A 21,859-nucleotide genomic window follows, 5' to 3' on the forward strand; every position below is an offset into this window, starting at 1 on the left:
ATTTTACTGCGGATAATTTTAAGATTTTAAAATTAACTTATTTATCCGTTTTACCAACGATGGCCCTTCATAAATAAATCCGGTATAAAGCTGCACGAGGTCGGCACCGGCCGCCAGCTTTTCCAGGGCATCTTCCGGGGTCATGATGCCGCCCACTCCTATGATGCGAATATTTTCGGGCAAGTGCTGGCGCAGGTACCGGATTATGTCGGTGGCCTGGTTGCGCAAGGGCTTGCCGCTTAAACCACCCGCGCCAATGGCCGCTAAGTTGGCATTATTTGTTTTTAATCCTTCACGGTTAATGGTTGTATTGGTAGCTACCAGGCCGTCCAGGTTAGTTTCCACGGCAATTTCGATAATATCGTCGAGCTGGCTCTGGTTTAAGTCCGGCGCTATTTTCAGAAGTAAAGGTTTGCGTACCGGCCGGGCCGAATTCTGCCGCTGTAAAGCGGCCAGCAGCATCCGCAAGGGTTCTTTGTCTTGCAAAGCCCGTAAATCCGGGGTATTGGGTGAGCTTACATTCACCACAAAATAATCTACCACGTCGAACAACGCATCAAAGCAATATTGGTAATCCCGGAGGGCTTCTTCGTTGGGCGTAATTTTATTTTTGCCAATATTGCCGCCCACAATAATATTGCTTTTCCGGTTCTTCAGCCGGGCCGCGGCCACTTCAACGCCCTGGTTGTTAAACCCCATGCGGTTAATTAAGGCCTGGTCGGTGGGTAACCGGAACAAGCGCGGTTTGTCGTTGCCAGGTTGCGGCCGGGGGGTTACGGTGCCAATTTCAATAAAACCAAACCCCAACTGGGCAATTTCATCTACGAGTAAAGCATTTTTGTCGAAACCGGCGGCTAAACCAATGGGGTTGGGAAAAGTAAGTCCGAAAACCTTACGCTCCAGCCGGGAATCAGATACACGAAACGCTTGGTCTCCTAATTTTTTAGCTAAGGGCAACCGAAAGCCTGTTTTCAGAACAGAATAAGAAAGCGTATGAATGGTTTCGGGATCTATCTGAAAAAGTAGCGGGCGCAGCAGTGACTTATACATAAAGCAAATTTAACGCTCGGGCCGGATTTTTTTCTGATTTATTTTGGGAATTGTTATTCGAATAGTTAATGCGAAAAATACCAGTTACTTACTTTCCTTTTAATCAAAAAAGAACTGTCATTTAAAGTTGTTTTGAAAAAGGATTAAAAAATGTTTAACTCAAAAAATTAATTTAATATTTTACTTCAAATAAAAAATTGTCCAAAGCCAGTACCAATATTTATTTTATATAGAATGAGGTAGATTTTTTTAATATTCCTAAATTTAGATTTCAGGAATAATTTCCTTTTCTGCTTTTCTATAAACCTTGGTTTAATTTTCATGCAACGTCAGGTAGCAATCATAAATTTAATTCTTTTAACGCTTATACTTCCAATTTCAATCTCTGCGCAAACGGCGCTGCGGCAGGATGAAAAAATATTAAAAATTACCGAAGAAATTTCCGCGCAGCATTTAGAAAACTTGGTTCGTAAACTCGTATCTTTTGAAACCCGGCACTCGCTGAGCACCACTGCAGACAAGAAAAAAGGAATTGGAGCGGCTCGCAACTGGGCACAAGCCGAGCTGGAAAAATATGCGGCTGCATCGGGTGGCCGGATGACTGTTATGCAGGATCGCTATGTGGTAAAAGCCGATGGCCGCCGCATTCCCGCCGATGTGGAAATGGCGAACGTAATGGCCACGCTTAAAGGAACCGACCCCAACGATGACCGGGTATTTATTGTATCGGGGCACATTGACAGCCGCAATACCGATGTAATGGATGTTAAAGGCTTAGCCCCCGGTGCTAACGACGATGGTTCCGGTACAGCCGCGGTGCTGGAGTTAGCCCGCGTAATGGCTTCGCGGCAATTTCCGGCCACCATTATTTTTGTAGCCGTACAGGGCGAAGAGCAAGGTTTATACGGTGCCCGCCATTTAGCCCAACGCGCCAAACAGGAAAACTGGAATTTAGTAGCCATGCTGAACAACGACATGATTGGCAACTCTTTTTCCGACGAAACTAACCTGCGGGATAATACCCGGGTTAGAATATTTAGTGAAGGGGTACCTGCGGTAGAAACCGAAGAAATGACGGCTTTACGTAAAAGCACAGGCGGCGAAAACGATAGCCGTAGCCGGCAGTTGGCCCGCTACATAAAAGAAACCGGCGAGCGCTATATTCCGCAACTGCAAGTAGTGCTAAATTACCGCACCGACCGCTTTTTGCGCGGCGGCGACCATACGCCATTCAGCCAGGCTGGTTTTACGGCGGTGCGCCTTTGCGAAATGAACGAGAATTACCGGTACCAGCACCAGAATGTGCGCACCGAAAATAACATCCGGTACGGCGATTTTCCGGAACACGTAGATTTTGAATATTTGCGTAAAAATACCGCTTTAAATGCGGCCACCCTGGCCAACCTGGCTTCTGCACCTTACACCCCCGAAAATGTGGGCGTTGTAACCAGTAACCTGACAAATAAAACCGAATTACGGTGGGAGGCACCGAAGAAAGGGAAAAAGCCGGCGGGTTATTATATTTTAATGCGCGAAACATCGGCCCCTATGTGGGAGAAAAAAATATTTGTTACCGGTACTACAACCGTTTTGCCTTACTCCAAAGACAATTATTTTTTTGCGGTACAAGCCGTTGATGCCGAAGGGCACGAGAGTTTACCGGTAATACCAAAACCATTACGTTAATCCTAAACCTAAATAAACACCACTTATTCTTTTTTACGCATGGAAAACAAATACCTGGGCATTGAAATTGGCGGCACTAAACTGCAATTAATCCTGGCCGATCAGGACCTGAATATTATTCAAAAATACCGGGCCTGGGTAGAAAAAGGCGACAGCGCCCACGAAATCAGGCAGAAAATAGCCAATGTGGTAAAAGAAGTACAACAGGAAACGGACCTCTCGGGTATTGGGGTAGGCTTTGGCGGACCATTGGATTGGGAAAAAGGCCAGGTAATTGTATCGCACCAAATTGAGGGGTGGAATGGGTTTAACATTAAAGAATGGCTGCAGGAACTAACAGGAGTACCGGTTGCCGTAGAAAACGATGCCAATGCCGCTGCTTTGGGTGAGGCCCGCCGGGGTGCCGGCCAGGGTTACCGCTCGGTTTTTTATATTACGTTGGGCAGTGGCGTAGGCGGTGGATTGGTAATAGATAACCAGCTTTTTCACGGGGCTAACCCTGGCGAAGCCGAAGTGGGCCATTTGCTGGTAGACCGCACCGGGTTAACAGTAGAAGATTGTTGCTCCGGCTGGGCCGTGGACCGGAAAGTCTGGAAAGCCGTACGCACCGAACCAACGGGTATTCTGCGCCAATTGGCTGGGCCTAATCGCAGCGGCGAAGCCCGGTTTTTGAAAGATGCCCTGGAGCAAGGTGATAAAACAGCCTTAGCCATTATGAAAGAAACCGCTGATACGCTGGGCTTTGGTTTATCGCACGTGGTACATTTATTTCATCCGGACATAATTATTTTGGGTGGCGGTCTTTCTTTTTTAGGCGATTTTCTGCGTGTTCCGGCCGAAGAAGCCTTACGGACTTACACCATGAAAGCTTTTTTACCTATTCCTCCTATTGCCATAGCCCAATTAGCCGAAAATACGGTACCTATAGGTGCTTTAGAGTTAATTCACCAGCAAATTTCTAAAACAAAGGCGGTAGCTATTTAATTTTTGTTTGTTAATTTCCGGCAATAATACTAAGACGTTATTTTATACCCTTAATAAATTGAAACTGCGCTTAAGCATACATTATTGGTCATCCTGAGCCAGTCGAAGGATCTATAACAACATAGTAGAGTAGAAATGGATATTTCGACAAGCTCAATATGACCACAATAAATTAAGCGCATACACCTTCTGGTAAGCGGTACTAGTTTTGAAAGCAAGCTTTTATTAATTCTGCACTGCCTATTCCTAATTGGCTTAAATTATTATCCACCCAACACTATCCCATGCAAAATTTTATTTCTGAATACCTAAATGGCCAAAAAAAAGCTTTAGATTCTATTTCGCCGGACGCGGTTAATAACTTAATTGAAATATTTAAAAAAGCCTGGCGAGAAGACAGGCAAATTTTTGTGTTTGGCAACGGCGGCAGCGCGACCAACGCTTCTCATTTTGTTACCGATTTAGGTAAAAGTGGTTCCGATAAACTTTCTAAACGCTTCCGCTGCCTTTCCTTAAACGATAACGTGAGTTGGATAACTGCTTTAGGCAACGATTATGCTTACGACGAGGTGTATGTGGGCCAACTCCGTAATTATGCCCGACCGGGCGATTTGGTAATGGCGATGAGTGTGAGTGGAAACTCGCCAAACGTGGTAAAAGCAATTGAATGGGCGAAAGAAAATGGTCTTTACACGATTGGTTTAACTGGTGGGCAGCGCGGCAAATTAGCCAGTTTGGTAGATTTTAATATTACCATTGATTCGGAGCATTTTGGCCGCGTAGAAGATGCCCATATGGGCGTTTGCCACCTGGTTTGTTATGCTTTTATCGAAAACCCCGAAATTGTAAATAATTAGGCTTCTCTAAAAACTAATTATCCTGCTTTAAACCGTTAAAGCAGGATAATTAGCTAAAATTTTATTTTCTTTTGCCTCCTGGTACAGTTTAACTTTATCAATGGGCACTACACCTATTTCTTCGCAAACCAGCCCCCCACCTAAATTAGAAAGCTCAGCCAGTAAAGGCAGAGGTAAATTAAGCGCCATGCAAACCGCCGCAATACTAATTACGGTATCGCCTGCCCCGGACACATCCGAGATGGTACGCAAATGGGCATCGATATAAGTTTTATTTTTACCGGCCGCACAAAATACGCCTCTTTCCGAAAGGGTTACTAAAATATTCTCAGTTTCTAATAGGTTTTGCAGGTTGGCAACAGCTTGTTCAAAAGCAGCCAGATTAGCATCGGCAAATTCTACTTTCAGGCCTTCTTTTAATTCTTTTAAATTGGGTTTAAACAGAGCGCAACCTTTGTAGCGCAAAAAATTCTTCTTCTTTGGGTCTACTACCGTTGGAATATTTTTGTGCTGAGCCAGCGCAATTAATTGGGCAATATTTTGCTCGCTTAAAACGCCTTTGTCGTAATCCTGGAAAATAACTACATCGGCGCGTACCAGTAATTCCTCAAAACGCGCCAGCAAGTGCTGGTTTTCGTGGGTCAATAAATCTGTTTCAATTTCGGAATCGAGGCGGAGCAACTGCTGGCCACCCGACAAAATGCGTTGTTTAACCGTCGTTACCCGGTCCGGGCTCTGGATAATGCCTTCGGTGGAAAGATTGTTCTCCTCGAGTAAAGCAATAAAATCGCTGCCGTCTTTATCGGTGCCTATTACCGAACAAAGCAAGGTGGTGGCGCCAAGCGCCTGTACATTCAGGGCTACATTGGCGGCACCACCTAATCTTTTTTCGCTGCTTAAAACGTTTACAATAGGAACCGGCGCTTCCGGCGATAACCGCGTCGACTTACCCCACAAATAAGAATCTACCATCACATCGCCCACAATTAAAACCGTGAGCTGGTCGAACGCCGAAAACAAGGACTCCAATGAACGCAAAGCCAGGACTTATTTTAATTTAGCCAGACTTTCTTTAATACGGCCCATGGCTTCTTCAAGCTTGGCATCCGAAGCCGCAAAAGAGAACCGGATACACTCTTCCGCGCCAAAAGCTTCGCCGCTCACTGCCGCTACATAGGCATCGTTCAGCAAAAACATGCTCAGGTCGAAAGAGTTATTAATTACTTTACCTTCGGGCGTAGTTTTACCAAAGTATGAACTTACCTCCGGGAAAATGTAAAAAGCACCCTGCGGCACATACGTTTTAAAGCCCGGAATATCTCTTTTCATAATATCCAATACCAGGTCGCGGCGACGCAGGTAAGCGGCTGCCATTTCTTCGGCCGATCCTTTACCTCCTTTTAAAGCCGCAACAGCCGCTTTTTGCGCGATAGAGCAAGTACCGGAAGTAATCTGGCTTTGCATTTTATCGCAGGCATCGGCAATTTCTTTGCAGGCCGCAATATATCCTACGCGCCAGCCGGTCATGGCATAGCCTTTTGAGAAACCATTTACGGTTATTACGCGGTCTTTAATAAAATCGAACTGCGCCATGCTGGCGTGCTCGCCAGTGAAATTAATGTACTCGTATATTTCGTCGGCTAATACATAAATTTGCGGATGTTTCTCCAGTACCCGGGCAAAGGCTAATAACTCGTCTTTCGAGAAAACGGAGCCGGTTGGGTTACAAGGCGAAGAATACATGACCAGTTTGGTATTGCTGGTGATGGCATCTTCGAGTTGCTGGGGCGTAATCACAAAATTATGCTCGATGTTGCCTTTTACCTGCACCGGAATACCTTCGGCCAGCTTAACAACTTCTTCGTAAGACACCCAGTACGGCGAGAAAATAATTACTTCGTCGCCGGGGTTTACCAAACTCATTACCACGTTGGCAATAGATTGTTTGGCACCGGTAGATACCACAATATTTTCGGGTTTATAATCCAGGTTATTATCCCGTTTCAGTTTAGCTACAATTTCCTGGCGCAGGTCTAAATAACCCGGCACCGGAGTGTAAAACGTAAAACCATCGTCGAGGGCCTTTTTAGCAGCGTCTTTAATGTACTGCGGCGTCTGAAAATCAGGTTCGCCAAAGCTCAGGTTAATAACATCATGTCCTTGGGCAGCCAGTTCGCGGGCTTTTTTGGCCATTGCGATAGTCTGGGATTCGGCCAGCGCCAAAATTCTGTCGGATAAAAAACTGGTTTCCTGTTCTGTTGATTGCATGATTATTGGAAATTTTGCGGCCAAAAATAAAGATTTAAAACTTAAAATGTTAGCTAGCCGGAAATAAAAAATAATTTGTTTAATAAAATTACGAGAAAGCGGGGAGAATATTACTTCTTATACGATTATTCTTCTCTAACCGGCAAACTGTTTTGTAAATATTTGATAATCAGTATTTCCTATTGAACTACAATAAAGCCTAAGGGTAATTAAAGTAAAGCATTGGTAAGAACAAATACTTTCTTAAGCTGAAGCCCTATCCTATTCTTTAATGAAGAAAATTATTGTGCTCACAATAAGAGATTGCTGGGCACTTGTTATACAGGTTACTGGGGTTAAGTTGTTTATCTGAGGAAAAATGCTTATATTTGTATTTAAAATTAACTTTAACCGTGCTGCCAAACAACAAAATTGTGTTTACGCATAAGCCACTTACCGGCTTAATTGCAGCCTCACATCACCTCTCTTTAAGTGATGTGCTGACCGGTTATTGCCTACCTTTTTTTACAACGCCTAAAGACTTTATTAATTAAGCCGGGAGCCGGGTGCTTCCGGCTTTAGCTGTTAAACTAATCCGTTGGTTTCGAACCCACCGGGTATAACAGCTTTCTACATCCGTCTTAAAGTTTTTCTGTTGTAAATAATTATTCCCATGACTAGTAATATTAGCGTAAGGCAAACTTTTGCCCTGGCCTTTGTATTAGCATACACCCTAATAGCCATTATTGCCTTTTACCAAATAAAAATACTTTGGGTACTCTTGCTAATTGTGCCTTTGCACCTGATTTATCTGCAAAACATCCGCCAGCGGAAACATACGGTACTCCGAAATTTTCCGCTACTGGGCTACCTGCGGTATTTCTTGGAAAGTATCAGGCCGGAATTGCGCCAATATTTTTTTGAATCGGATTTAAACGGCAAGCCTTTTAGCCGGCGGCAGCGCTCTATTGTTTACCAACGCGCTAAAAACGTGCGCCAAACTGTACCTTTTGGTATGCAGCAAAACAGCCAGCAAACTGGTTACGAATGGGTAGCGCATACTATGTTTCCGGCGCAGGTAAAAGAAGAAAACTTACGCGTATGCATAGGCAGCAGCCAGTGCCGGCAACCTTATAGCGCCAGCATTTACAATATTGCCGCCATGAGCTACGGTGCGCTTAGTAAAACTGCCATTGAAGCACTTAATGGTGGTGCCCGGCTGGGCGGCTTTGCGCATAACACCGGCGAAGGAGGCGTAAGCCCTTATCATTTGGCGGAGGGAGGTGACTTGATTTGGCAGATAGGTACCGGTTATTTCGGTTGTCGCGATGCTTTTGGTGCATTTAGTCCTTCGCTATTTCAAGAGCAGGCAGCGCACCCGCACATTAAAATGATTGAGCTAAAGCTTTCGCAAGGTGCTAAACCGGGCTTAGGCGGCATTTTGCCGGCAGCTAAAAATACACCCGAAATTGCCGCTATCCGCCGGGTGTTACCCTATACCACGGTTGTGTCACCATCCGGTCATGCTGCTTTTCACGATCAGGCATCTTTGCTGCACTTTATTCAAATATTAAGAACCTTAGCCGCAGGCAAACCAATTGGCATTAAAGTGTGTATCGGCGACCGGCAGGAATTTGAGAAACTCTGCCGGCAAATGCAACAACAGCAAATATACCCGGACTTTATAACCGTTGATGGTGCCGAAGGTGGTACGGGTGCCGCACCGCTTGAATTTGCCGATAGTGTGGGTATGCCCCTTTACGATGCCTTATCGTTTGTGCACCGGATGTTGCTACAATATGGCCTACGCCAAGAAATTAAAATAATGGCTGCCGGAAAAATTATTACGGGCTTAGATATTATTAAAGCCGTTGCCCTGGGAGCAGATGCCTGTTACAGTGCCCGGGGTATGATGTTCGCGCTGGGCTGCTTGCAGGCGCTGCAATGTGATTCGGGTAGGTGCCCCGTTGGTATTGCCACCCAGGACGAAAGCTTGTTTAAAGGGCTTGATGTGCAGGATAAGAAAGTACGGGTAGCTAATTTTCATGGCCATACGCTGCTGGCAGTAAAAGAATTGATGGAGGCCTGCGGCTTTGCCAGCACAGCCGATATTACCCCGGATAAAATATTCAGGCGACTGGACCAAGTAAGCACCAAAAGCTTCCGCGAAATATATTTTAATACCGCCACCACCAAAAAAACGAAAGAACCTAATTATACAATAAATCTAAATTAATATGAAACCAATTTATTTAACCGAGAAAGATTATCACCGGCTGCACAACATGGTGCAGGCACAACGTTCAACTAACCGGCCGCAAGTAGTAGAAACATTAGGCAAAGAATTAGAACGGGCACAGGTAGTATCATCCTTAGAAATTCCGCCAAATGTAATAACCATGAATTCTAAGGTGCGCCTAAAAGAAATGAAAAGTTCTACCGAAATGGAAATAACCATTGTTTACCCGAAGGATGCTGATTTGCGTACCCAAAAAGTATCGGTGCTGGCTCCGGTTGGCACCGCGGTTATTGGCTGCCAGGCGGGCGATGAAATAGAATGGCCCGTGCCGGATGGTACCCGCATCTATAAAGTAGAAGAAGTCATCTATCAGCCCCAATCAGAAGGGCACATATACGAATAATTCACCTGATTTTCAGGCAATAACACTTTTATTTAAAAGTAAACACTAACCAATAAATACGGGGGAGAACCTTGTTCTCCCTTTTTTTCAAATAATTCTTAACAGACAATTCAGCACTATAGGAGTTGCAGCCCACCATCTTACAGGGTAGGTTAACTAAACTGGTAATACCAAATATTAGTTTTACAAAACAAAAATGATGGTGTATAAAAGCTACTCCTACCCCTGAACAAAATTAAGTTTCAGGCTAAAGTTAAATTTTATGAAAACATTTCTGGTTCCTACCGATTTTTCTGAAAACGCCACCAACGCATTAAATTATGCGGTATCTTTAGCCAGCCAGGTAAATGGTAAAATAATAATTGTGCACGTGGTAAACTTTATAGTTATACCAGTCAGAAGCGGTAAATTAGTTAGCCTCACCGAAGATACCGATTTGCAGTACTACGAAGCATTAAACGAATTTGCCGCTGTTATACGGAAGAAAAATATTGCTTGTGAAGTTGCCGTAATTGACCAATATGCGTACGGCTCTTTTCAGGAAAGCTTGAACCAATTTATTCCGGACCAACAAGTAGATTTAGTAATAATGGGTACAAAAGGGGCTACCAATTTTCTAAATAAAGTAGTGGGCACCAATACCTCCGAATTTATTAAAGTTGCCGTTTGTCCGGTATTAATTATTCCGGGCGGTGCGCAATATTCAAATATTAAACACCTTGCCTACGCAACAGATTTTAACCGCGACAATACAATATTCCTGCAACAGCTTTTCAAGTTTACCCAGTCTTTCCCTTCCCAGGTTTATATCCTCGATGCAAAACCAGACACCCACTTAAATAAGGAAGTTTGGGACCAAAGCCTGCCGTTTAATGCAAACGAATTCCCAAAAGCAAATTATACCTTGGTGCAGCTAAATGAGGCTGATGTTATTACCAATATTCAAGCTTTTGTACACATCAACCAGATAGATTTACTGGCAATACCTGTTCCTAATCAGGGCTTTTTTGAAGACATTTTTAAAAGCAGCATTAGCAAAGAACTTGTTTATCAGCCTACATTACCTTTACTGGCCTTACCAGAAAATATTTAACCACAGTATAATTATTCTCACAAATTAACTGCCTAAGGTAGGTTAAGAGAATATTTTAGATAATTACAAACGAAATAAAAAAGCTACTGCGTAATTCAGTAGCTTTCCAGGAGTTTCACTTTAAACTTAACTGTTTGATATTATTTGCTGTAGGAAGTTCGTTCGATTATACTGCGGCCTAAAGTAATTTCATCGGTATATTCCAATTCGCCACCCACGGGTACACCCCGGGCAATGGTGGTAATCCGGACTTTAAAATCACGTAGTTTGCGGGTAATATAAAAAGCCGTGGTGTCGCCTTCCATAGTCGGGCTAATGGCCAGCAATACTTCTTTTACTTCTGCATCGGTTAAACGCTCAACCAGCGAACCAATAGTTAAATCAGAAGGGCCAATGCCTTCGATGGGTGAAATAACGCCGCCCAGTACGTGGTACAAACCTTTATACTGCCCCGTATTTTCAATGGCAATTACATCCCGGATGTCACTTACCACACACACCAAACTGCGGTCGCGGAGCGGATTAGCGCAAATATTACAAATTTCGGTGTCCGAAATATTATGGCAATTTTTACAATAGGTAATGTCTTCGCGCATTTTTACCAGCGCGGCCGATAATGATTGTGTTTCGGTGGTTTCTTCTTTTAACAAATGCAGCACCAGCCGCAACGCCGTTTTTCGGCCAATTCCCGGAAGTTTTGCCAACTCATCAACTGCATTCTCTATTAACTTTGACGGAAAATTCATTCAGGATTTAGGGTTATACAATATCTGCCGAAATGCCCCGGTCGTGAATAGCCGAACACATGGCTTCCAACTCTTCGAAAGTACCTACTTTAACGGTGCATTTACCTTTGTAATGAATTAAGTAGGTACATTGCTCGGCTTGTTCCGGCGCATGCTTGCATACTTCTATTAACGTTTGAATAACGTGCTCAAAAGTATTGAAATCGTCGTTATACACGACCAGATTTTTCAGGTCTATTACTTCTTCCAGAAGCAATACATCTTCCTGAAATGCTATTTCGGTCTCTGTCCTCATAGTTACAAATTTACGAAAATAAGCGGTCTTTTAAAAGAAAACTGCTTAATTCTGTTTAACTTTCGCCCCACTTTGTATTATACTTTTCCTGTTTCCCGAATGGTTACAAAAAGTTGTTATATTCTATTAAACAGTCGCTTGGTCCTAAAAAGAAAATAAAAACTAAAGCCGGCTACCAATTGTTTTAAAGCTTACATAATAACCATTCTCTTTTATTTTACTTATGCCCGTACCCTCTGCCGATTTTAAAAAAGCCTTAAAAAATTTAACCGATAAAGAAAAAGAAGCCATCATTCTGCGGGCGGCGAGGCGCGATGCCGAACTGTATGATTTGCTGGCTTACGAATTATTACCCGACCGCACGTTGGAGTTGGTAACCGAAGAAACTTCCGAAATAATTCACGAGCACATGTACGGGGTTAGCGGCCGTAACCTGAGCAAAAATATTAATCGCTCTCTGCGGAAATCAATAAAAGAGATTGCCCGTTTTAAGCGCATTACCAAAGATGCCAAAGCCGAAATTGATTTACATTTATATTTACTCAAGCTGATATTCGATAATTTTACCGGCCAGTTCGAGAGCCGCTACAAGAGTTTTTTTGTGGGTACCGCCCGTTTGCTGCTGCGCACCACCAAGCTCATCCGGAAAAACCTGCACGAAGATTACCACCTGGAGTACAAAGCTGACTTGGATAATTTCCTGGACCAAATTCATAGCCGTAGCCAGCGGATTCATCTTACTTTTGAGGTGCCCCGGGAATTTGAGGTTGATTAATTTATTTTACGCCTGCTAATAAAGAATAAAATATTCAGGCAATCACCTCTTAAATATTTACTCATACCTAAACATGAAAGACGCTTTTTTTGCCTGGAGTGGCGGTAAAGATTCGGCGCTTGGTTTATACCGGGTTTTACAGCAGCAGCAATACCTGGTTAAATATTTATTAACTACCGTAAACGAAGCGCACCAGCGCGTTTCGATGCACGGCGTACGATTATCCCTCTTGGAACAGCAGGCGCACGCCATTGGCATTCCGTTAAAAATTGTTTGGGTACCCGAAACTCCCAGTATGGCCGAGTACGAAGCCCTGATGGCGGAAGCAATGCTTTCCTTTAAAGCCGAAGGAATTGCAATTGGTATTTTCGGAGATATTTTTCTAGAAGATTTACGCCAATACCGCGAGGCCAAATTAAACCAAGTGGGTTTGCAAACGGCTTTCCCGCTTTGGGGCGAAAATACAACTTACTTGGTGCAAACATTTATTAAATCCGGCTTTCGGGCTAAGCTGGTTTGCGTGAGTGACCAACGATTGGGGCGTTCGTTTATAGGTCGTGCGTTGGATGCTAGCTTATTACAGGATTTACCACCGCAAGTTGACCCGGCCGGTGAAAACGGCGAATATCATTCTTTTGTTTACGATGGGCCAATATTTAAAACACCGGTAAGCTTTACAACCGGCGAAATAATAATGCGGGATTATGCCCCGGCAACTGATAAAGATGCGGAATGCGGAACTAACACCACCCAGGCTTATGATACCAGATTTTGGTTCTGCGATTTAATTCCGGAGCCTGGCTGAATATTTAAGCCACTACCGAAATATTAAAAATACGGTTCGTGGATGGCATCAACCGGCTCAACGTGAATAAGTACATCGTAAATGCGGGGGTTAGCATCCAGAATTACCGCTTTAACGGCATGGGCAATATCGTGGCCTTCTCTTACCGATAAATCACCGTCGACGAGCACGTGTAAATCCACGAATAACTCAAAACCCATTTTCCGGACAAAGCATTTTTCTAAGCCTTTCACGCCAGGCACATTGTTAGCCAGTAATTTTACTTCCTGAATAATATCGGCGGAAGGGGCAGCATCCATCACTTCGTTTAATGCGGGCCGGAATACCCGGTATGCATTAATGAAAATAATGCCGGCGGCAATGAGGGCAGCGTAATCGTCAGCCACTTCGTAGCCCTTGCCCCCGATAATGGCAACCGCAATACCAATAAAAGCCGCCGCTGAGGTAATGGCATCGCTCCTATGGTGCCAGGCATCGGCTTTTACGGCGGTGCTGTCGGCCTCCTCCCCTACTTTTATGATAAACCGGAATAAAACTTCTTTTACCAATATTACAATGCCCAGCACCCATAAGGTAAAAGTTTTAGGTACTTCGTGCGGCGTTAAAATATTGCTGAAACTTTCTACCACAATTAAAACAGCGGCAGCAGCCATGGTAAGGGCAATAATGGTAGCAGCCAGCGGCTCGGCTTTGCCGTGCCCGTACGGGTGATCTTTATCCGGCGCTTTGGCCGCAATTCGCAAGCCGGCAAATAATATTAAAGAGCTAAAAACATCCGAAGCTGACTCGATGGCATCGGCAATGAGGGCGTAAGAATTGCCCAAAATACCGGCCGTACCTTTAATAATTACCAAGCCCATGCTAACCAGAATACTTACCAGGGTAGATTTCAGGCCTTTATAAGCCGGGTGCGGCAGCGTTGGTTGTTTGGCTAAAGTCAAGGGTTTAAACATTAAAGCGCTATTTCCTTATTTTTTCGGCGGCAAAGTTCCGGAGTATTCCTGTAAAAACAAATCTGCTTCGCAGTTGTGGGTACAACCGCGAAGCAGATTACTATTAAAACGCAGAAAAAGTTAACTTATTTTTTAGCTACCAGGTTAAACTGTACGGTAAAATCATCGTGAATGGCTTTGTCGCCGATATTGGCAAAAAAGCTTTTAGAACCGTAGCGAATATCCCACTTAGTGCGGTCTAAGGTTACAGCATCGGACTTAGCCGTAATGGTGTTGCCTTGTACATTTACCACCGCCGGGAAGCTAACTGGCTGGGCAATGCCTTTAATGGTTAATACACCGTTTACCGTTGCGTTAGGAGCACCGGCTTTGGCCGCTTTTACCGGGGTAATATTCGATATTTTAAAAGTAGCGTTCGGGTGTTTCTCCGTTGAAAAGAAATCATCGGATTTTAAGTGACCTACCAGCTTCTGGTTGTAATCTTTGTCGGTTACGTCCAGGTTTACAATGCTGTTCATATCAATAACCACATTGCCTGCTACCACTTTGTTTTTATCGGCCTGCAGCTCACCACTGGCAATTTTAACGGTACCGTTGTGTTCGCCGGTTACTTTTTTACCGTTCCAGGTCATGGTGCTTTGGGCCGGATCAATTTTATAGGCGGTAGCAGTTTTGCTTTTAGTTTCTTTGGTGGTATTTACCTTGGCGGCAGAAGCTAAAGTTTGAGCATTACTGGTACCTGAAAATAATATGCTGGCAAGAAATAAAGCTGAAAAAATAGTTTTTTTCATGGTTTAAATAATTTTTAAAGAAAAAAGGGTTTAACTGTAATTATTAATATTGAAATATTAAAGGCGAATTTTATCAAGTAACTGGTTTAGGATCTCAGCTTCGTCTTCGGTTAGGCTTTGAACACCAGCATGCAAATTTTTACTTTCGTCGTCAATGCGTTTAAGTAAATCCAATCCGCCCTGTGTTATAAGCACATCTACGGTGCGGCGGTCGTGCTCGCATTGCGTACGGCTTACCAATTCTTTAGCCACCAGTTTATCTACAATCCGCGAAGCATTAGAAGTTTTATCTAACATGCGCTCGATTAATAGATTTACCGTGGCGGGTTTCGGGTGTTGCCCGCGTAAAATGCGTAAAATATTGTACTGTGGTAAAGTCAGCCCGTATATCCGCAATAATTCGGCTTGCCGCTGTTCTACCCAACCGGCGGTGTAAACCAAATTAATATAGGCTTTCTGGTAAATATCTTTAAAAACCGGCTGTTTAATTTCTTCTTCTATGCGCATACTTAAGTTCTATTCCGATTTTGATACAAATTTATGTATATACATTTAATGTTGCAACATTATTTAATATTATTTTAGTTCCAGCTTTAATAATATTGCCGCTGGCTCTCAGATGGCACAATATGCCATTTTATTTTATGGCTTTACAACGCAAGCAATAACATAGTGGCTAAGCTATTCTGGTACTCAAAAGCTAATTTCAGTATTTACCGGTGAATTTTTAAGTATTTAAATAATTATTAACCTAGCCTTGTTTTCGTAAAAAAGCCCCAAGGAGTTAACAAGCAGCCAACCGGACAAGGTATTAAATTAATCCGGGAGCCGTTGCTGGTAATTTTTATAAGGTTTCTTCCTTAGTTTTTTCATAATAATCCTAAAAAGCTAATCATATTTTATGGTTAGCTTTTTTTATTAACCAGTATATTTTTAGTTTGCGGCTAGTTAGGCTATTAACCAAAGTAATCGGCCTAACGTATCTGCCTTCTTATGAAAACACTTGCTATTTCGGGTATAATAACTGGGCTGGTTATTTCGGGTTGGATGTATCTGGAATTTCTGGCGGGTTTTCATGGCTCCGCTGTTGGCCGCTACACGGGTTTTGCGGCCCTAATTTTTACCATCCTGGGAATATTTTTCGGCATAAGGGCTTACCGCATTAAAGAGCGGGCCGGCCAAATGAATTTCTGGCAAGGGGTATTAGCAGGTGTGGTTATATCGGTGTTTGCCGGTTTAATTACAGCTATATTTACGTTTGTTTACTTTAGCTACATTAATCCGGACTTTGTGGATTACATGGTAAACCTTAACCGCCAAACCTTGGAGCAACATGGCGCTACCGATGTGCAGGTGCAGTCGAACGAAATTGTTACCCGCGAATTATTTCAGCCTTTGCCGCAGGCTTTACGGGCTTTTGGCGGTTACGTAGCGGCCGGTAGTTTATTTTCCTTAATTATTGCGGGTTTGCTTAAAACCAAAAGACAAGATGCGCCTTAAGCCACCTTTAGGAAATAAATAATTCACCGTTTCTTTCTTCTACAATCCCGAAAGGTTCGTCTTTTAATATTAAAAAGCCATCTAAATCGGCTTGGTACACACCCTGGCAGAGTTGCATCGCCGACCAAATGCCTAAAGAAGTTTCGACCATACAGCCCACCATGGTTTTGAGTCCATGCTGCCGGGTTTGTTCTAATATTTGCAAGCCATTTAAATAGCCGCCCGCTTTCATTAATTTCATGTTTACCCCGTGAAACTGCTGCTGTAGCGCCTCAAAATCGGCGTGGTCCGTAACCGATTCATCGGCAAAAATATCGTAGGGCGTCTGCTGGCGCAAATATTTATAAGCCTCTATTTCGGTAGCAGGCATGGGCTGTTCAATAAAAGCAATTTGGTAAGGCTTTAGTTGCTCCAGAAAAATCAGCAGTTTATCCGGGTCGGTCCAGGCTTCGTTGGCATCTACTATCAGCGGCCGGTTATTAACCGATGCTACCTGTTTTACCAGGTTTAAGCCATCTTCCTGGTTTACTTTCACCTTCAGGTTGGCAAAGCGGTTCAGGTTGTTATCGCGGATAAAATTAGCTACCAGTTCGGGGTTCATAATGGGTAACGTAAATGCCGTAGCCACTGAAGCAGGCAGGTTAACGCCTAAAAACTCGACTACCGAAATGCTTTTTTTCTGGCAGTAATAATGAATATAAGCCGATTCAATGGCAAAGCGCAGGGAGTTAGCCGGCGGATACAAGGAAAGCAGCACCTGCAAATCTTCCAGCGACCGGATTAATTCCAGGCCATTTTCTACCAGCAATTCGTACTGGTGCGTTAATGCTTCGGCCGTTTCTCCGTACCGGATGTTGGGAGCTGCTTCGCCTATACCCACGAAACGCCGGTCGGCCACCCGGATAAATAAATTTGTTTTTTCGTCCGAGCTGTTCCGGGAAATTTTCCAGGTATACCGTAACTGCAGTTTTTTTGACTCAAGGTGCCAACGAAGCATGTAAGTAATTTAAAGCCGGTGCTATAAGGGCTGTAGTGAATATTGCAGATTTAGCTATTTACTTTAAATAAATCAACAAACAAAGATTAATTTTTCCGGCTACCTCCCCCACTTTCTCCTAAACCGCCCTGGTTAAAGCCGCCTGAATATCTAAAAGAAAGTAATATATTTGTACCTTTTTTAATCCAAAATATTTACCCAAGACTTAAAAGATTTATTTTAATAGCTGTTAAACGCACCCGGCTTACAGTTGCTCTCTTAGATTTACATGCGCAGCTATTTTATTTAAACAATTTATCAGGTGCTTAATTAAGTACAAAGAGGTTTTACTGGTAAAACTGGTTTTGTTTGCAGCAGATAAGTTAAATCTTTTTTTATACGCCATTACAACATGCGAAAATCGCGAATTTTACTCTTTACCTTACTTGTATTAACCCTGGCTGCTGTTTTAACCGTGCTGCATAATTATGGTTTTGTTCAGCTATCGCCGGTTGCCTTAAGTGTGCTCCGGTGGGTGGGCATTGCTTTGCTGGTATTTTATGCTACACAAAAAAAATCGCTTACCACCTGGATTCTGGCTAGTATGGTTATTGGGGCCGAGATTGGTTACAGTTTTCCGGATTTTGCCCAGAACCTGAATGTGCTGAGTAAAATATTCCTGCGCCTGATAAAAACCATTATAGCACCGCTCATTTTCGCGACGCTGGTAGTTGGCATTGCAGGTCATTCTAACTTAAAACAGGTTGGCAGCATGGGCTTAAAAGCCCTGATTTATTTTGAGGTAGTAACCACCATTGCTTTATTTATTGGACTGGCGGCCATTAATTTAAGCCGGGCCGGCGAAGGCATTGTGCTGCGCGGTGCGGAATCAGCAGAGATAAAAGCCCCCGAAAAACAAACTGTAAGTGATATTATTCTGCATATTTTCCCAGAAAATATTGCTAAATCAGTAGCCGAGGGGCAAGTACTGCAAATTGTGGTATTCAGTATTTTATTCGGAATAGGGTTAGCTATGCTGGCCGAAAACCGCCGCCGGCCTTTGTTAGAAGTAACCGAAAGCCTGGCCGAAACCATGTTTAAGTTTACGAATATTATTATGTTGTTTGCCCCGGTGGCGGTAGGTGCGGCTATTGCTTATACCGTAGGGCACATGGGCTTTGGCATTCTGGTAAACTTGTTTAAATTATTAGCTACCCTGTACGTAGCGCTACTGGCTTTTATTTTGCTGGTGTTGTTGCCGGCAGCTTTAATGTTCCGGATACCACTCAAGCGCTTTGTGCAGGCCATTGCCGAACCGGTTTCGATTGCTTTTGCCACCACCAGTTCCGAAGCCGCTTTGCCCCGCGCCATGGAAGCCATGGAAAAAATAGGCGTGCCGCGGAAAGTAGTAGCCTTTGTAATGCCTATGGGTTATAGCTTTAACTTGGATGGCACCACGCTTTATTTATCGCTGGCCTCCGTTTTTGTGGCGCAGGCAGCCGGTATTCACATGCCCTGGGAGCAACAATTATTAATGGTTTTCACGTTAATGCTCACGAGTAAAGGGGTAGCCGGAGTACCCCGGGCTTCGCTGGTAATATTATTAGGTACGGCTGCTTCTTTTAACCTGCCCGTAGAACCTATTTTTATTATTTTGGGTATTGATGAACTAATGGACATGGCCCGCACAGCGGTAAATGTAATTGGTAATTGCCTGGCTTCGGCTATTGTGGCCCGCTGGGAAGGCGAATTTCAGGATAATCCCAGCGCCATTATGCAAGAAGTAGAAGAAATATAACCGCAGTTTAAATATTACTGATTTTGGTTATATTTTAAGGATAATTCATTACCTTTTAAGCTAAACCCAAAACCTATGAAAAAGATATTAACTTTGGCCTTATTGGGTCTGGCGGGCTATCCTACCCAAGCCCAAACTACTACTCCTACCCCGGAACTGCAAATAAAATCGGCAATACTGGCAGCGCCTGCCGATAAAAGAGCCGGAGCGACCGTATACGGGTATACGCCCAAAGGCATGGCAGTTTTGCGCAAAGGTACCAATGAGCTTATTTGTATTGCCGATAACCCCACCGAGCCCGGCTTCTCCGCATCCTGCTACCATAAAGATTTACACCCTTTCATGACACGCGGGCAGGAGTTGCGAAAAGAAGGTAAAAAAAGTCAGGAAATATTTGATGCCCGCGAGCAGGAAACTAAAGCCGGTAAACTGGCTATGCCCAAGCAACCTTCTACCCTTTTTGTGCTCTCGGCACCAGAAGAAAATTACAACCCTACTACCGGTGAAGTTAAAAACGGTTACTTGCGCTATGTAGTTTACATACCTTATGCTACCGCCGAAAGTACCGGCTTACCCCTGAAACCTGAAGGTCCGGCCATGCCCTGGATCATGCACCCCGGCACCCACGGCGCCCATATTATGATTAACCCGCCTAAGCCGGATGCTAAATAAAAGTAGCCTTTTTTAAGTAACCTCCAACCGCCTGAAAGTACAGCTTTTTGCGCTGCAATCTCTGTGGTTGTGTTTTAGTATTAATCAACAATAATGCCTTCTGCCAATATTTGGGGAAGGCATTTTTTTTATCAGCATCAAGTAAACCAGCGCACATAAAAAAAGCCGGAACATATGCTCCGGCTTTTCCAAGTTACTTTATTAAAGTTTACCTTCTCAGGCTTATTCTGTATACGGTGTTGCCCTTCTTAGTACTTAAGCGGGCCAGGTAAATACCCTCAGCCATGTTCTCGTTACCGATTTCGAAGCTGTATTTTTTACCAGATTCAGCTTTGCCAGCACTAATGCTTTTCACTACCGCACCTCTTATGTCGTGCAGTACCAAGGTATAATCACCACCTTCTTTTAAGGTAAACTCGATGGTAGCTTTATTAGTGTATGGGTTCGGATAAGCACTGAGCTCAGTACCAGAACCAGCGGCTAATAAATCATCACCGGTTGGCGATTTATCGTAAGCTTTTGTAGTTGCAGGAGAACCGGCCAATGGACAGCCGGCGTTGTTATAGGTATCTAATGTAGATGCCAACGTACCGGGTGCAGTTCCTCCAGTTCTATAAGCTGTGTTTACAGCAGTAACCAAAGAAGTTATAGTTGGGAATGCTGGATTATAGTTTATATCGTTTGCACCGCTGCTGCAAATATTGAGTAAAGCAGCTACTGATTGACGAGCTAAGTTATAGATACCGCCGCCACCTAAATTCAACGCTTGTAATAAGGTCAGGTTATAAAACTCTGCTGGGGCATTTACAAACACATTCCTATACAAGGTGTTAGGTGTATAACTGCTGCACCACCGGTCAGTATGGTTTTTCCAGTAACCTAATGTACAGCCTTGAGGTGGATTGCAAACTGCAAACGTTACTGTTACTTGGGCACTTACGACAGGGCAAGGTCCGGCAGGGTCATTAGTCATAGCTGTTAATATAACCGGTGTACCAGCTGCTAGGGCAGTTGCACTTGGCGTATAAACATTATTTACTACAGTACCCATTCCAGCAGGAACACTCCAGGTAACAGAGGTTGCTCCTCCACCAAAAGCAGGTGCTAAGGTAACCTGACGAACACCGCCATTAATTGCACACGGCACTACGTAAGGACCACCGGCATTCAAAGTAGCAGCAGGATAAACATTAATTATCCTGGTGTCATTATTGGCACCGCATGGACCACTAGGATCGTTGGTTGTTAGCCGCAGCGTTACCATACCTGTAAAGTTGGGTGCCGGTGTGTAGGTTACAGTAGCCGGGTTGGCAACCTGGGCTGTAGTACTTAAGGTACCACCACCAGAAACAATAGACCAGGCACCGGTTGTGGCGCCACCACCAATGGTTGCTCCCGTTAAAGTAATTGGTGCAGGATTAGCAGATTGACAAACATCATTCGGTCCGCCGGCTTCTACAGTAACACCAGGATAAATAGTGATGGTTCTCTCATCACTTACGGCTTGGCAAGGGCCAGCGCCATCTGGGTCCGCAACGGATAATCTTACTACAACGGAACCGGTATAATTTGCCGGTACACTCAGGCTTCCGCTGGCAAGAGTATTGTTAGACAAGGTAATACCCGCATTAACCGGATTAGACGAAACAACAGACCAGGTAGCAGTACCGCCGGTTGCACTTGCGCCGGTTAAAGCTACACTTTGGGCAGAAGCAGACTGACAAACACTGATTGGTTCACCTGCTTCGACAGTGGCAGCCGGGCTAATGTTAATAATTCTGGTATCCGTTATGGCAGGGCAAGGACCTTCGGGGTCAGGACTAGCTAATTGCAAAGTAATGGTACCAGTATAATTAGCGGCTACAGTTAAGCTACCGGCAGCTAATGTTGTATTTGTTAAAGTATTTGCTCCAGCCGGGTTAGAAGAAACGATAGACCAGGTACCGGTAGTAGCACCACCTGTTACACTGGCTCCAGTTAATGCTATTA

The 21,859-nt window shown here is 43.9% G+C and carries 21 protein-coding genes; 11 read left to right on the forward strand and 10 right to left on the reverse strand.

From position 1 onward, the window contains the following. Positions 1-18 precede the first annotated feature (18 nt). The gene (locus tag F0145_RS05595) at positions 19-1,050 is read right to left on the reverse strand and encodes a quinone-dependent dihydroorotate dehydrogenase (RefSeq protein WP_150087334.1); all 1,032 of its coding nucleotides are present in this window, start codon (positions 1,048-1,050) and stop codon (positions 19-21) included. Positions 1,051-1,371: 321 nt separating this feature from the next. On the opposite strand from F0145_RS05595, the gene F0145_RS05600 reads away from it, so the two are divergent. The 3 genes from F0145_RS05600 (at position 1,372) to F0145_RS05610 (ending at position 4,577) form a co-directional block, all read left to right on the forward strand. After that, entirely contained in the window at positions 1,372-2,736 is a 1,365-nt protein-coding gene (locus F0145_RS05600; protein WP_150087335.1) for a M20/M25/M40 family metallo-hydrolase, read from the forward strand. Between the two features lie 39 nt (positions 2,737-2,775). Then, positions 2,776-3,720: an ROK family protein gene (locus F0145_RS05605; RefSeq protein WP_150087336.1), complete on the forward strand. Its 945-nt coding sequence runs from the start codon at positions 2,776-2,778 to the stop codon at positions 3,718-3,720. Between the two features lie 284 nt (positions 3,721-4,004). Beyond that, entirely contained in the window at positions 4,005-4,577 is a 573-nt protein-coding gene (locus F0145_RS05610) for a D-sedoheptulose-7-phosphate isomerase (RefSeq protein ID WP_150087337.1), read from the forward strand. A 27-nt stretch (positions 4,578-4,604) separates the two neighbouring features. On the opposite strand, the gene F0145_RS05615 is transcribed toward F0145_RS05610, so the two are convergent. Both F0145_RS05615 and F0145_RS05620 read right to left on the reverse strand, forming a co-directional pair. Further along, positions 4,605-5,615 carry a bifunctional heptose 7-phosphate kinase/heptose 1-phosphate adenyltransferase gene (locus tag F0145_RS05615; protein WP_317133167.1) on the reverse strand — a complete coding sequence of 337 codons (1,011 nt, stop codon included), beginning with the start codon at positions 5,613-5,615 and terminating at the stop codon, positions 4,605-4,607. A gap of 9 nt (positions 5,616-5,624) precedes the next feature. Next, complete coding sequence (locus F0145_RS05620; protein WP_150087339.1) at positions 5,625-6,845, reverse strand: pyridoxal phosphate-dependent aminotransferase; 1,221 nt, start codon at positions 6,843-6,845, stop codon at positions 5,625-5,627. A gap of 652 nt (positions 6,846-7,497) precedes the next feature. Here F0145_RS05620 and F0145_RS05625 point away from each other — a divergent pair. From F0145_RS05625 to F0145_RS05635, 3 genes are all read left to right on the forward strand, one after another. Next, entirely contained in the window at positions 7,498-9,060 is a 1,563-nt protein-coding gene (locus tag F0145_RS05625) for an FMN-binding glutamate synthase family protein (protein ID WP_150087340.1), read from the forward strand. A 1-nt stretch (position 9,061) separates the two neighbouring features. Further along, a complete protein-coding gene (gene rnk / locus F0145_RS05630; protein WP_150087341.1) occupies positions 9,062-9,466 on the forward strand; it encodes a nucleoside diphosphate kinase regulator in 405 nt (134 codons plus the stop codon). 262 nt (positions 9,467-9,728) lie between these two features. Next, a complete protein-coding gene (locus F0145_RS05635) occupies positions 9,729-10,559 on the forward strand; it encodes a universal stress protein (RefSeq protein WP_150087342.1) in 831 nt (276 codons plus the stop codon). A 140-nt stretch (positions 10,560-10,699) separates the two neighbouring features. Here the strand turns inward: F0145_RS05635 and recR are convergent, their stop codons facing one another. Continuing rightward, on the reverse strand, positions 10,700-11,305 hold the full coding sequence (recR, locus tag F0145_RS05640) for a recombination mediator RecR (protein WP_150087343.1): 606 nt from the start codon (positions 11,303-11,305) through the stop codon (positions 10,700-10,702). Between the two features lie 13 nt (positions 11,306-11,318). Beyond that, the gene (locus F0145_RS05645; RefSeq protein ID WP_150087344.1) at positions 11,319-11,600 is read right to left on the reverse strand and encodes an ATP-dependent Clp protease adaptor ClpS; all 282 of its coding nucleotides are present in this window, start codon (positions 11,598-11,600) and stop codon (positions 11,319-11,321) included. Positions 11,601-11,823: 223 nt separating this feature from the next. Here F0145_RS05645 and F0145_RS05650 point away from each other — a divergent pair, with 223 nt between their 5' ends. Continuing rightward, positions 11,824-12,375: a hypothetical protein gene (locus tag F0145_RS05650; RefSeq protein WP_150087345.1), complete on the forward strand. Its 552-nt coding sequence runs from the start codon at positions 11,824-11,826 to the stop codon at positions 12,373-12,375. A gap of 73 nt (positions 12,376-12,448) precedes the next feature. Then, entirely contained in the window at positions 12,449-13,180 is a 732-nt protein-coding gene (locus F0145_RS05655) for a Dph6-related ATP pyrophosphatase (protein WP_150087346.1), read from the forward strand. A gap of 23 nt (positions 13,181-13,203) precedes the next feature. Here the strand turns inward: F0145_RS05655 and F0145_RS05660 are convergent, their stop codons facing one another. The 3 genes from F0145_RS05660 to F0145_RS05670 form a co-directional block, all read right to left on the reverse strand. Then, positions 13,204-14,133, reverse strand: coding sequence for a cation diffusion facilitator family transporter (locus F0145_RS05660; RefSeq protein WP_150087347.1), 930 nt, complete (start codon positions 14,131-14,133; stop codon positions 13,204-13,206). A 125-nt stretch (positions 14,134-14,258) separates the two neighbouring features. Further along, entirely contained in the window at positions 14,259-14,924 is a 666-nt protein-coding gene (locus tag F0145_RS05665; protein WP_150087348.1) for a YceI family protein, read from the reverse strand. Positions 14,925-14,981: 57 nt separating this feature from the next. Then, positions 14,982-15,431: a MarR family winged helix-turn-helix transcriptional regulator gene (locus F0145_RS05670; protein WP_150087349.1), complete on the reverse strand. Its 450-nt coding sequence runs from the start codon at positions 15,429-15,431 to the stop codon at positions 14,982-14,984. A 486-nt stretch (positions 15,432-15,917) separates the two neighbouring features. On the opposite strand from F0145_RS05670, the gene F0145_RS05675 reads away from it, so the two are divergent. Further along, positions 15,918-16,424 carry a DUF4199 domain-containing protein gene (locus F0145_RS05675; protein ID WP_150087350.1) on the forward strand — a complete coding sequence of 169 codons (507 nt, stop codon included), beginning with the start codon at positions 15,918-15,920 and terminating at the stop codon, positions 16,422-16,424. A gap of 7 nt (positions 16,425-16,431) precedes the next feature. Here the strand turns inward: F0145_RS05675 and F0145_RS05680 are convergent, their stop codons facing one another. Continuing rightward, positions 16,432-17,421 (reverse strand): dipeptide epimerase, encoded by a 990-nt coding sequence (locus F0145_RS05680; RefSeq protein WP_150087351.1) that lies wholly within the window; start codon positions 17,419-17,421, stop codon positions 16,432-16,434. Between the two features lie 391 nt (positions 17,422-17,812). On the opposite strand from F0145_RS05680, the gene F0145_RS05685 reads away from it, so the two are divergent. Both F0145_RS05685 and F0145_RS05690 read left to right on the forward strand, forming a co-directional pair. After that, positions 17,813-19,198, forward strand: a complete 1,386-nt coding sequence (locus F0145_RS05685) for a dicarboxylate/amino acid:cation symporter (RefSeq protein WP_150087352.1) — start codon at positions 17,813-17,815, stop codon at positions 19,196-19,198. 75 nt (positions 19,199-19,273) lie between these two features. After that, positions 19,274-19,870: a hypothetical protein gene (locus F0145_RS05690; RefSeq protein ID WP_150087353.1), complete on the forward strand. Its 597-nt coding sequence runs from the start codon at positions 19,274-19,276 to the stop codon at positions 19,868-19,870. Between the two features lie 208 nt (positions 19,871-20,078). On the opposite strand, the gene F0145_RS05695 is transcribed toward F0145_RS05690, so the two are convergent. Beyond that, positions 20,079-21,859: T9SS type A sorting domain-containing protein (locus F0145_RS05695; protein WP_190277476.1), on the reverse strand; the 1,781-nt coding region annotated here is incomplete at its 5' end.

The organism is Adhaeribacter rhizoryzae, from assembly GCF_008629685.1.
Lineage (GTDB): Bacteria > Bacteroidota > Bacteroidia > Cytophagales > Hymenobacteraceae > Adhaeribacter > Adhaeribacter rhizoryzae.